At 61.1% G+C, this 11,991-nt stretch carries 12 protein-coding genes; all 12 read right to left on the reverse strand.

Annotated features, from left to right (window positions below):
- Positions 1-89 precede the first annotated feature (89 nt).
- The 12 genes from Q0I65_RS04705 to Q0I65_RS04760 all read right to left on the reverse strand — a co-directional run bounded on the left by Q0I65_RS04705 (position 90) and on the right by Q0I65_RS04760 (position 11,937).
- Positions 90-1,637, reverse strand: a complete 1,548-nt coding sequence (locus tag Q0I65_RS04705) for a LuxR family transcriptional regulator (protein WP_296060502.1) — start codon at positions 1,635-1,637, stop codon at positions 90-92.
- Positions 1,638-1,720: 83 nt separating this feature from the next.
- Positions 1,721-2,155, reverse strand: coding sequence for a transcriptional repressor (locus tag Q0I65_RS04710; protein WP_296060505.1), 435 nt, complete (start codon positions 2,153-2,155; stop codon positions 1,721-1,723).
- A 153-nt stretch (positions 2,156-2,308) separates the two neighbouring features.
- A complete protein-coding gene (locus Q0I65_RS04715; protein WP_296060507.1) occupies positions 2,309-2,647 on the reverse strand; it encodes a P-II family nitrogen regulator in 339 nt (112 codons plus the stop codon).
- A 29-nt stretch (positions 2,648-2,676) separates the two neighbouring features.
- Positions 2,677-3,951 (reverse strand): ammonium transporter, encoded by a 1,275-nt coding sequence (locus Q0I65_RS04720; RefSeq protein ID WP_296060510.1) that lies wholly within the window; start codon positions 3,949-3,951, stop codon positions 2,677-2,679.
- A 296-nt stretch (positions 3,952-4,247) separates the two neighbouring features.
- Positions 4,248-4,484: a helix-turn-helix transcriptional regulator gene (locus Q0I65_RS04725; RefSeq protein ID WP_296060512.1), complete on the reverse strand. Its 237-nt coding sequence runs from the start codon at positions 4,482-4,484 to the stop codon at positions 4,248-4,250.
- 228 nt (positions 4,485-4,712) lie between these two features.
- Positions 4,713-6,596: a 1-deoxy-D-xylulose-5-phosphate synthase gene (gene dxs / locus Q0I65_RS04730; RefSeq protein WP_296060514.1), complete on the reverse strand. Its 1,884-nt coding sequence runs from the start codon at positions 6,594-6,596 to the stop codon at positions 4,713-4,715.
- A gap of 49 nt (positions 6,597-6,645) precedes the next feature.
- Complete coding sequence (locus Q0I65_RS04735; RefSeq protein WP_296060516.1) at positions 6,646-6,960, reverse strand: exodeoxyribonuclease VII small subunit; 315 nt, start codon at positions 6,958-6,960, stop codon at positions 6,646-6,648.
- Positions 6,947-7,618, reverse strand: a complete 672-nt coding sequence (gene nusB / locus Q0I65_RS04740; RefSeq protein WP_296060519.1) for a transcription antitermination factor NusB — start codon at positions 7,616-7,618, stop codon at positions 6,947-6,949. Before nusB ends, Q0I65_RS04735 begins: the two co-directional genes overlap by 14 nt.
- Before the next feature lie 7 nt (positions 7,619-7,625).
- Positions 7,626-7,979, reverse strand: a complete 354-nt coding sequence (locus tag Q0I65_RS04745; protein WP_158048678.1) for an Asp23/Gls24 family envelope stress response protein — start codon at positions 7,977-7,979, stop codon at positions 7,626-7,628.
- Positions 7,976-9,328, reverse strand: a complete 1,353-nt coding sequence (accC, locus tag Q0I65_RS04750) for an acetyl-CoA carboxylase biotin carboxylase subunit (protein ID WP_296060524.1) — start codon at positions 9,326-9,328, stop codon at positions 7,976-7,978. The genes Q0I65_RS04745 and accC overlap by 4 nt, the downstream gene beginning before the upstream one ends.
- Entirely contained in the window at positions 9,328-11,214 is a 1,887-nt protein-coding gene (accB, locus tag Q0I65_RS04755; RefSeq protein ID WP_296060526.1) for an acetyl-CoA carboxylase biotin carboxyl carrier protein, read from the reverse strand. The genes accC and accB overlap by 1 nt, the downstream gene beginning before the upstream one ends.
- Positions 11,215-11,424: 210 nt before the next feature.
- Positions 11,425-11,937: a YbhB/YbcL family Raf kinase inhibitor-like protein gene (locus tag Q0I65_RS04760; RefSeq protein WP_296060529.1), complete on the reverse strand. Its 513-nt coding sequence runs from the start codon at positions 11,935-11,937 to the stop codon at positions 11,425-11,427.
- Between the last annotated feature and the right edge of the window lie 54 nt (positions 11,938-11,991).

Raw genomic sequence — 11,991 nt, forward strand, 5'->3', positions numbered from 1 at the left:
CTGCGGGACGGAGGTACCCGTGGGGGCAGGTGCGTGCCCTGCATGCGGGGGCACCTCCCTTGCGCAGAAGGTCATCAAGCCCGCCGCGACTACATCCGCAGATAAAGCTCCTCGACCGCATCAATGAGCTCTTGGCGCGAATGGATGCCAAGCTTTGCGTACACGTTTTTCACGTAGCCCTTCGCCGTGTTCTGCGCGATGACCAACTCGTCGGCAACGTATCCGATCGTTCTGCCGCGCGCGAGCAAGGCGAGCACTTCCGTCTCGCGCGCCGTCAGCTTCGCCTCCGAAGCGAGCGTCGTGCATGCGCGATCGAAAAGCGCACCGGGCGCCTCCTCGGGGGTATTTGCCCGTTCGACATTTGTCGTCGATTCGTTAGGGACTTGTCCTTCGGCGGCGCGCTGGCTTAAGCGCTCGACCGCCTGCTGCTCCTGCTTCGCGAGCATCACATCGAGCGCCCGCTCGATAGTGCCCGTGGAAAGCGCCAAGGTGAACGCAAGCACGAGAAGGACGCTCATGACGGCAAGATAGGCCACGTAGTAAACGGAATCGCCCGAGAAAAGCCCCTGGTTCAGCATCACCACCACGACGCCGACCGTCGTGCCGAGAGCCGACGCGCCGCGCCCGAAGCCGAACACGCGCGTGGGAGTGAGCGTCGTTCGACCCGCAAGGTCGACGAGCAAGCACCACACCACGATCACGAAGATGTTGTACAGCACGCCCGTGATCGCGCTCTGCACGATGTCGGGGGAGCCCAGCACCGGCGTGACGAGCATCGCGAACGCCATGAGCAGGCCGATCGGCAGATAAAGCGAGCTCACGTTGAAGTTGCGCGTGCGAAGGAGCAGGCATAGCCCCAAGATGAAGCCCGCGATGCACACAATCGAGATGATGCATTCGATCGGCGTCGACGCGCCACTGACGACGATCATGCCGATGCCCTTCGACACGCCTGCAGCCAGCGCAAACGCGCACACGGCAAGGACAAGGCGCACGAAGAACCCACGTGGCAGCTTGTCGATGCTGATTGCCTCTTCAAGTGGGTCGGACTCGCTCACCTCATCGGGCACGCAGAACGAGCAGAACACCGACGCGAACGGCAAAAGCGACACGAGGACAATCGAGATGTCGCCCGGAGCACCCTTCACCGCAAAGTAAATGAGGAAGGAGAGAAGCGCTGCGCTGCTGATGGTGATGCACGCCTCCGTGCCGCTCAGACGGCTGGTCACCAGACCGACGCGCAAGCACACGAACGCCGTGCCGAGACCCGTTCCCGCCATGGCGACGTCATAAGCGAGGCTTCCAGTGCCATAACCCGTCGCGACGATAAACGTGGATACCGAGGCGATGATGGCCATGACGATCGCCAGCGGACCGTGCGCAATGCGCCTGTTGAAAAACGAGTCGAACGCACCTGCCAAAAACAGGCACGCGGTCAGCGGGATGCCGGAGAGCATATAGTTGCGCAAGAAACGCGATACGGCGTCGTCAGCCCCCGAAAGGGAAACCAGATCGACCCCCGTCACGGAAAGCAGGATCCATGCTCCGTAAAAGCTATAGCTTAGATATCGAAGCTGCGGAAGCCTATTGCCGATGCTCGACAAGGCCCAACTGATTCCCGCTGCTTTATTCTCCACGTACGTCCCCTATTGTCCGCTCTGAACGCGCGAACCCCTTTCGCGCGTTGTCCATTATGCGGCTTAGGATGTTGTTTCGCTAGCTATTCCTTGGGGTTTGCGCAATCGGGGCACAGGCCGGTGAAGATGATGTCGAAGCCCTCGATCTGGAACCCGTGGGTGTCGCGCACGCTCGAAAGCAGGCCCTCGCTCGGCATCTCGACGTCGTAGACAACACCGCATTCGCGGCAGATCGCGTGGTAGTGGCAATCGCAGCGGAAGTCATAGCGGTCGGCACCCCCCGCCACGGGGATATGGAGCACCTCGCCCTGCTCGGTCAGCACGTTCAAGTTGCGGTACACCGTCGCCCGCGAGATGCTCGGGTGCTTCTCGCGCACCGCGTCGTACACGTCTGCTGAAGTGGGGTGGTTATGAAGCGAGCGAACCGCCTCGAGCACAAGCGCTCGCTGTCGTGTGTTCCTCGTCGCCGCGCAACTAGCAGCACCCGTTTTCGCCGTAACCTTCGATATGTTCGCCATTTCGCCTCTTTTCAAGCTTGCTAATCGTAATCTTAATAGGAGTATATATCATTAGCAGAGCCTTTATGCAAGCATGACGAAGGCTCCGACGGAAAATCCATCGGAGCCTTCTGAATTGGAGAACTCAAGCTGTCGCGCGAGCGCCTGCCGGACTTAAACCGCCGACTCTCCGCGCTCATCGGTGCGGATGCGGATGACCTCGTCAATCGGAGAGACGAAGATCTTGCCGTCACCCACGTTACCCGTGCGCGCCGTTTCGGTGATGACCTTCACCAGCTCGTCGACTTCCCCATCACCTACCACGAGCTCGAACTTCACCTTAGGCACCATGTTCAGCAGAACCTCGGTGCCGCGGTAGTATTCCTTCCAGCCATGCTGACTGCCGCAGCCGTTGACCTGGGAAATCGTCATGCCGCCAACCTTTGCCGCAAAGAGTGCCTCCTTGAGCGGTTCGAGCTTCTCGGGGCGGACAATCGCAGTGATCCTCTTCATAGGTTTCAACTCCTTCCTAAAAAACTCGCCTAGTCAAGACCGATATAGGCAGGGTACGCGGACTCGCCGTGTGCCGCAACGTCGAGGCCTTGCGCCTCTTCTTCCTCGCTGACGCGCAGGCTGCCCTTGAAGCACGCCTTCGCGATGAGGCCGATGACCACGTCGAGCACGCCGACGAACACGATGGTAATCAGGATGCCCAGAATCTGGCTGCCCAAAAGCGAAGCATCACCGGTGTAGATGAGGCCGCCGAAGTCGGTCCAGGAAAGCTCGGGCACGCAGAAGATGCCAGTGCAGATGCCGCCGACGATGCCGCCGACTGCGTGGCAACCGAACGCATCAAGCGCGTCGTCGTAGCCAATCTTCGCCTTGCAGAAGGAAATCGCGAAGTAGCAGATGGGGGAAACGATGAGGCCCATGACGAGTGCGGCCCAAGGCTCCACGAAGCCAGCAGCGGGAGTGATAACGACGAGGCCCGCAACAAGACCGGTGGCAGCGCCAACGAGGGTGGGCTTGCCGACCTTCACGCGCTCGACGATCATCCAGGAAACGAGCGCCGCGCCGGATGCGACAACCGTGTTGATGAGGGCCAGACCCGCAACGCCATCAGCGGCGAACTGGGAGCCGGCGTTGAAGCCGAACCAGCCGAACCACAGAAGCGCAGCACCCAGGGCAACGAAGGGAACGTTGTGCGGGCGGTAGCTCATCATGCCGAAGCCCTTGCGCTTGCCCAGAAGCAGGCAGAGGATAAGGCCGGTCAAGCCAGAGGAAATGTGGACAACGTCGCCACCTGCGAAGTCGAGCGCGCCGATGGTGTCGCCGATGAGGCTGCCATCGCCGCCCCAAACCATGTGAGCCAGCGGCGGGTACACCACGATGGTCCAAATGGCCACGAACGCGCAAATCGCGCCGAACTTCATGCGGCCTGCAAGGGAGCCGGTGATGATGGCCGTGGTGATCATGCAGAAGGCCATCTGGAAGACGAAGTCGATGATGGACGGATAAACCGCGTCTTCGGGAACTGCTTCGGCTTCAGCAAGCATATCGCTCGTACCGCTTAAGAAGCCCAGCTGATCAAAGCCCCCGAAAAAGGGGATCGAACCGTCTCCGCCGTAGGCGAACGACCATCCGCAAATCGTCCACGTGATTGCAACGATGCCAATAACTCCGAACACCATGACCATCGTGTTGACCACGTTCTTGCGACGCGAAAGGCCGCCGTAGAAGAACGCGAGGCCGGGCGTCATGAGCAGGACGAGCATGGCGCAAACGATCATGAATGCCGTTGATCCTGTGTCAAACATTGCATTACCTCCTCTAATCTCACTAACGTGCATCTGTATGACAGAGAAGATAATCGCACCAGAAGACGGGCTCAAACGGCGCGATGCCCAGTGTTAACGTTTATTCAAACGCAACGTAACAAACGGGAAGCGCGAGCGAAACAGAAAAGAAATAACCCCAGGTCACTTGGCCTAGGGTTATTGTTTCAAACGGATTTCAGGACACCGCTCGCCGATGGGGTGAGGGTTGGTGCCCCCGTTCTTGGAGTGCCGCCGCTCGCTTATGGCGCCGCCGTCTCAAGGGCAAGAATCCCTTTTCATTCGGTCACCTTCACGTCCGCGCCTTTGGGAACGATGACCATGCGAAAGCCCAGTTGCTGCAGGTAGCGGTTGACCTTGACTGCCGACACATTCTTTCCCGTCTCAAGCGCCGAAAGAGTCACCGACGAGAAGCCGAGCTTTTTAGCCATCTCGACCTGCGTGATGCCGCGCTCCCTGCGCGCCTCGCGCAAGAACTCGCCAATGTCCTCGTATGAGTAAGCGTTGGTCCACATGATATGCCGCCGTTCAAAATACTTTATATTCGCTCTACTGATAAAAATATACAGAAAATTTAATAGTATCGCAATATCGCGAATAATAAGTATTTTGAATCCTCGATGCTGGAGGATGGACTCGAAGGCACGACAAAAGCCCATGCCTTCGCTACGAGCTCACCTGAGTATATGCAGGAATGACGAAAAGTCATCGCCTTCCACGCACAAGATCGCCTGTTGAGCTTGTTAGAGCGCTTCGAGTTTCTCCTGAATAGCAGTGGCGATCCCTTCGGCGTCGAGGCCGAGCTCATGCATGAGGAAGTCGGGGGCACCTTGCATGATGTAGCGATCGGGAATGCCCAGCGTGAGCACGGGCACCTTCTCGTTCTGGCGCGCGAGCTCGGCGAGCACCTCTTCCCCGACACCACCTGCGATCACACCGTCTTCGACCGTCACCACGAGACGGGTTTCGGATGCCTTGCGAATCGCCTCAGTATCGAGTGGCTTCACCCAACGCATGTCGACGACGCGAACGGACAGGCCCGCGTCCTCAAGCGCAGCCGCAGCCTCGTTCGCAGGCTCAACCATATTCCCAAACGCGAGGATCGCGACATCGGACCCTTCCCTCACCAGGCGAGACACGCCAGGCTCGTAGGTTTCAGGCTTGTCGGGAACGGGCACGCCGCACGCCTCGCCGCGCGGATAGCGCACCGCGAACGGCCCGCCGAGCGCAAGCGCGGTATGAAGGGAGTTCACGAGTTCCGCCTCGTTGGAGGGCGCAAGCACTCGCATATTGGGAACCATGCGCGTATAGACCAGGTCGAACATGCCGTGGTGCGTCGGCCCATCGGCGCCCACCAAGCCCGCGCGGTCGATAGCGAACACGACATCGAGGTTCATGAGGGCGTTATTGACGATGAGCTGATCGATGGCGCGCTGCAGGAACGTAGAGTACACGGCGAACACCGGCTTGCGCCCGCCGATAGCGAGTCCCGCCGCCATACCGGCTGCGTTCTCCTCGCAAATGCCCACGTCGATGAAGCGGTCGGGGAATTCCTTCTCGAACGCGGTAAGCCCTGTGCCGCTTTCCATCGCAGCGGTGATCGCGACGATGCGCTCATCGGCGCGCGCCTCGTTCAAGAGAGCCTCGCCGAACACCGAGGTGTAGCTCGGCGCCTTCGCGGGCTTCTTTATGGCCTTGCCCGTGGCGATATCGTAAGGACCCGTACCATGGAAGCGCGTCGGCTCCGCCATCGCGGGACCGTACCCAGCGCCCTTCTTGGTGACCACGTGCATAAGCACCGGGCCGTCGGCGGCCAGGCACGTCGAGAGCATCCCCTTCAGCTCGTGGATGTTGTGCCCGTCAACCGGCGTCGTGCACACGATGCCCAACTGCTCGAAAATCATGGAATGGGGAATGACGAACTGTTTCATCGATTCTTTCGCGTTGCGCCCGAAGTGCATGAGCGCACTGCCGAGGGCGCCCGACTGCTCCATAGCCTCCTGCACGCGGTCGCGCGTCGTGCGATATGACGACGACGTGCGCAAATAGCCGAGGTGCTTCATGAGCGCGCCGACGTTGCGCGAGATGGACATCTCGTTGTCGTTCAGGATGATGACCATGGGAAGCTGGGCCTGCCCGATGTAGTTCAGCGCCTCGAAGGCCATGCCTCCGCCAAGCGCCGCGTCGCCGATAAGCGCGACGATCTTGTTCGCGCCGCCCGAAAGCGCCCGCGCCTTGGCAAGCCCGACGGCAATCGAAAGCGAGTCGGACGCGTGGCCGGAAGCATGCACGTCGTATTCGCTCTCGGAAGGCTTCGGGAAACCTGAAATGCCATGGAACGTGCGCAGCGTATCGAAGCGGTCGCGCCGCCCCGTCACAAGCTTGTGCGCATACGACTGGTGCCCCACATCGAAGATGAACTTGTCTTCAGGGCAATTGAGAAGGCTGTGAACTGCGAGGATGATCTCGACCGCACCAAGAGACGACGCCACGTGACCACCTGTTCGAGAAGTGGTGGTGATAATCTGCTCCCTGATTTCGCGAGCGAGAATCGAGAGCTCATCGTCGGTGAGAAGCTTCAGGTCGGCAGGTGAATCGACCACGTCAAGTATGCGCTTATTCGCCATGATGCAAGAACTCCTCTTTCCCCCTCGCGCCTTCGCCGCAAAAGCGGTGCTATCGCGCAGCCGACGCCGCCTCGTCTTGGCGTGCAGCTGCCGCCTCGCCCTGGGAAGGCGAGCTTTGATCGTCGGATGCGTCGGCCTGGTCGGCCTGTTCGCCCTGCTTGGTTGTGAGGTTTGCAGCATCCTGCTCGAGAAGCTCCTCGGCGCCTTCCTCAGACAGATCGCATGCGGAAAGGCCGAGCTTCACCGCCTCCTCGTAGAGCGCGAGCGCTTCGTCAAGCGAGATGCCGGGCGCGCTTACCGCCTCGACGATTTCATCGAGGCGGTCGCGAACCTGATCGTACGATGCAGCGTTAGAGTCCGACATTCACCGGCTCCTCGGGAGCACAGGTCGGTTCCTCTGCTGCGCAAGCCGGCTCTTCGGGCGACACGGCGTCAGCCGAGGTATCCTCGCCTTCTGCCGCGGGCGCGTTCTCGACGATAGCTTCAGCCTCGGGCTGCTCAACGGCGCCTTCAGCTGCGGAATCTTCCTCATTGGTCGGGAACGCATAGGCGGCAAGGGCCTCTTCCTCGCGGCGGCGCGCCGCCTCGGGATCCTTCGCGTCCTCCTCGAGCTGGCGGGCGATGCGGCCCAAAACGCCGTTCACGAAACGGGGCGACTCGTCCTCGCCGCCGAAATCCTTCGCCAGTTCGACCGCCTCGTTGATAGCGACCGAGACCGGCACCTCGTCGACGAAGAGCATCTCGTACGTCGCTAGACGCAGGATGCAGCGGTCGACGATGGGCATGCGGTTGAGCTTCCAGTTCTCGGAAGTCGAATTGAGACGCACGTCGATGGGGAGCATCTTCTCGTCGACGCCCTCGATCAACCCGATCGCGTAGTCCGAAAGCGACTTGCCGTCATCTTCGAGCACAAGGCCCGAATCGAGCAAATCGGACGGGCGGATGCCCTTTATTTCACTGGTATAGAGCACCTGGAGCGCGCTTTGACGCGCAGCGGTGCGTTCATGTCGTCGTGATGCCATTGATCTCCTATTCGGCGAACTGGATGCCGTCGATGTAGACATCGACCGAGGCAACCTCGACGCCGACCTGGCTTGCCACCGCATCGGCCACAGCCTGGCGCAAGCTGGACGCGACCTCGGGAAGCACGAAGCCGTAGTAGACCTCGATGCGCACGGCGACTGCCAGTTTGTTGTCTTCGTTCACGGTGATTTCGATGCCCTGGGTCGACGGCTTCTGGCCGAACACGGCGCGGATGCCGCGGCCCTGAGCGCCCGCCGAGCCGACGCACGCAACGCCCTCGACCTCGCTGACCGCAATGGACACGATTGTTTCCACGACGCCCGGGGCGAGCGCCATACCTTCGACGTTCAACTCACTCATAACAAGTCTCCCATCTGGGTCTCGATGAAGTCAGTCGTGGCTTCACCCGCACGGAACACCTCATTGTCGAGCACGCGACGGTGGAACGGCAACGTGGTGGCGATGCCTTCGATCTTGAACTCGTCGAGCGCGCGGCGACCACGTGCAAGGCACTCCTCGCGATCCTGCCCGCTCACGATGACCTTCGCCACCATGGAGTCATAATACGGCGAAATCGAGGAGCCTTCGTGAACGTAGGTTTCCACGCGCACGCCCGGGCCCATCGGAGGCTCGAAGCGCGTGATCTTGCCCGGGCACGGACGGAAGCCATGATCGGGGTCCTCGGCGTTGATGCGGAATTCCATCGCGTGGCCGAAGGGGGTGAACGGAGCGCGATCGGCGCAGCTCATAGGCTCGCCAGCCGCGATTCGCAGCTGCTCTTTGATGATGTCGGTGCCCGTGATTTGCTCGGAAACGGGATGCTCGACCTGCACGCGCGTGTTCATCTCCATGAAGTAGAACTTGCCCGTGGTGTCGAGCAGAAACTCGATCGTGCCGGCGTTCTTGTAGTCGACCGCGCGCACCGCCTTGATGGCCGCAACGCCCATCGCGCGACGCAGCTCCTCGGTGAGCGCCGGGGACGGAGCCTCCTCGATGAGCTTTTGGTGGCGGCGCTGCACCGAGCAGTCGCGCTCGCAAAGAGCCACGTTGTTGCCGTGGTTGTCGGCGAGCACCTGCACTTCCACGTGACGAGGGCGCAGCACGAGCTTCTCGAGGTACACCCCGTCGTTGCCAAACGCCGCACCCGCCTCGGCGCGAGCGGCCTTGTAGTGGGACTCGAGGTCGGCCGGGTCGTGCACTTCGCGCATGCCCTTGCCGCCGCCGCCTGCCGTGGCCTTGATGAGCACCGGGTAGCCGACTTCCTCGGCGAAAGCGCGCGCCTCCTCGACGGTGTCGATGCAGCCGTCGGAGCCGGGCACCGTGGGGACGCCGCAGGCCTTCATGGTCTCGCGAGCGGAGGACTTGTCGCCCATGCGCTCGATGCACTCGGCGGAAGGGCCGATGAACACGAGGTCGTTGTCGACGCAGGCGCGGGCGAAGTCGGCATTTTCAGCCAAGAAGCCGTAGCCAGGATGGATTGCCTCGGCGCCGGTAATCTTCGCCGCCTCGATGATGTTCGACATCACGAGATAGCTTTTATTCGCCTGAGCAGGTCCGATGCAAACCTTTTCGTCAGCGTAGCGAACCGGGTAGGTGTCCTCGTCGGCGGTCGAGTAAACCGCCACGGTCTTCACCCCGAGTTCCTTGCAGGCACGCATGACGCGCAGCGCAACTTCCCCGCGATTGGCGATGAGGATCTTCTTAAACATTATGACTGCTCCGAGACAAGCGGGGTCTTCGCGTGCGGCTCGATGTAGAAGAGCACGGTGCCGAACTCAACCGGGGTGGCGTCTTCGACGCACACCTCGCGGACGGTGCCCATCTCTTCGGCGGTGATCTCGTTCATGAGCTTCATCGCCTCGACGATGCACAGCGTCTGGTTAGCGGCAACCTCGTCGCCCACCTTGACGAACGGCGGCTCGTCGGGAGCGGGAGCCGCGTAGAAGGTGCCTACCATCGGCGCCTTCACGGCGTACCAGTTGGCGGGGTGCTCGCTCTCCTGCGCGGGAGCGGGCGCCGCAGGGGCGGGAGCCACGGCAGCGGTAGGAGCCGCAGCGGGGACGGCGGCTGCCGCAGGGGCGGCCACAGCCTGGCCGGGCATGCGCACTGCGATGCGGGTGCCTTCCTCTTCGACTACGATTTCGCCGACGCCGCTTTCCTCGGCAACGCGAACCAGCTCGCGAATCTGATTGATATCCACGTAATCTTCCTCCTTGGTACCGCTCGATTCCTGCTCGAGCAAGAAGTCAACCTTCTCGGACGTGCGGTGCTTGCTCAGGTATGTGCGCGCCTCGTTGGGGAACAGCGCATACATGAGGACGTCTTCCTCGCTCTGCGCGAGGTCTCCGATTTCTTCCGCCACCTCGTCAAACGTCGTGGTGACGAGCGAACCGGGCGCAATATCGGGATCGAGGACGTCGGAGTTGCCCACGACCTTCTTCACGATTTCTTTGTCCATGCGGCCGGGCGCCTTGCCGTAGTAGCCGCAGATGTAGTCCTTCATCTCCTTGGACACGACGCTCCAGCGCTTACCCGTGATCACGTTGAACACGGCCTGCGTGCCCACGATCTGGGACATCGGCGTGACGAGCGGCGGGTAGCCGACTTCGGCGCGGACCTTCGGGATTTCGGCCATAACCTCGCCCAGACGATCCGTGGCGTTCTGGATTTCCAGCTGGCTCATGAGGTTCGACATCATGCCGCCCGGAACCTGGTGGGAATACACCTTCATGTGCGTGAGCGAGGAAACGCCGCGCTTGTAGTGGCAGCGCTTGCGCACGCCTTCCCAGTATTCCGCAATCTCGAACAGAAGACCCAGGTCAAGACCAGTATCGTAACGGCTCTCCTGGAGTGCAGCCGCGAGCATCTCGACGGCGGGCTGGGAGTTGCCGAAAGCGAGGGGCGCGGTCGCCGTGTCAACGATCGCGGCGCCGGCCTCGGCGGCCTTGATGTAGTTTGCCGGGGCCATGCCGCCGACATAGTGGCAATGCAGGTGCAGGGGCAGGCCGATTTCCGCATTGAACGCCTTCACGATGCGCTCGGTGCGATACGGCGTGAGCATGCCCGCCATATCCTTGATGCAGATGGAGTCGGCGCCCAGATCCTTGAGCTGTTGACCGTAGTCAAGGAAGCTATCAAGCGTGTGAACAGGGCTGATGGTATACGAGATGGCGCCTTCGAAATGCGCGCCGCACTCCTTGATAGCGTCGGCGTTGTCCACCACGTTTCGAATGTCGTTCAGCGCGTCGAACACGCGGAACACATGGATGCCGTTTCGGTTGGCCGCCTTGATGAAGCGGTTGCAGATCTCGCGCGAGTAATGCTTGTAGCCAACCAAATTTTGTCCGCGAGAGAGCATCGAAAGCGGCGTGTTCGGGGTGTTCGCCTTGATGGAGCGCAGGCGCTCCCAAGGATTCTCGTCGAGGAAGCGAAGGCACGTATCGAACGTTGCGCCGCCCCAAGCCTCGATAGCCCAATACCCTACTCGGTCCATCTTCGGCAGAATCGGCAGCATATCGCCGATCTGCATGCGCGTGGCCCACAAGCTCTGCTGGCCGTCACGGATGGTGGTATCCATAATTTGAAGCCGTGGCATGAACTCACACCTCCTTCGGTTGTTTAAGTCAAAGAACGAAATCAAAATTATAGGAGAAGGCCGCTCAAACGGCCTTCTGGCATCCGAATTTCACGGACAAGCAACACATGAACGGGTAGGCGGCGCGAGCGCGCGGAGCAATGAGCGTAGTTCGTGCTTCACTGGGCGGGTTGGGCAAACTCGGCTGGGCGATTGGCGTGCCTGGCTTGACTATGCGCGGCTCGGAAGCTCGACGACCGCCTTCGCGAGCACGTGGCCCTCGATCGCACGGCGAAACTCGTTGAGGTAGTACCCCTCGGAAAGCCCCAGCTTGCAATCGAGCGCGTAGACGGCGAGCGTGTAGACATGCGTCTTATCGGGCGGCTGGGGGCCGCAATAGCGATTGAACACAGCAGGATTCGAGCTGCCGTGCGCCATCGGCGACCAGTTGGAGTTCGCGCCCTGGGTGCACGCGATGGCTCCCGTGCGCGAGGCATCTTCGGGAATGAACGTTGTCGACGGGTCGAAATCGCAGGCCAACCAATGAATCCAACAAAAGCCGCCCACGGGAATCGCGTCGAAGTCGATAAACGCGAGCGCAAGCGAGGCGCTACCTTCGGGCACCTCCTCTATATGGATGGGGAAAGAGCGCACGGGAAAGCCCTCGATCCTGTCAGCCTCAGACGCGTACTTCCCGAATCGATCGGACAGCAGATTCCCTTCAAGCTCGACGCTCACACGCATGGCAGGACCCCTTTCGTTCGACGGCGTGACACTGCGAGTGTACCACGCGCGGCG

Source organism: uncultured Ellagibacter sp. (genome assembly GCF_934643285.1).
Taxonomy (GTDB): Bacteria; Actinomycetota; Coriobacteriia; order Coriobacteriales; family Eggerthellaceae; genus Ellagibacter.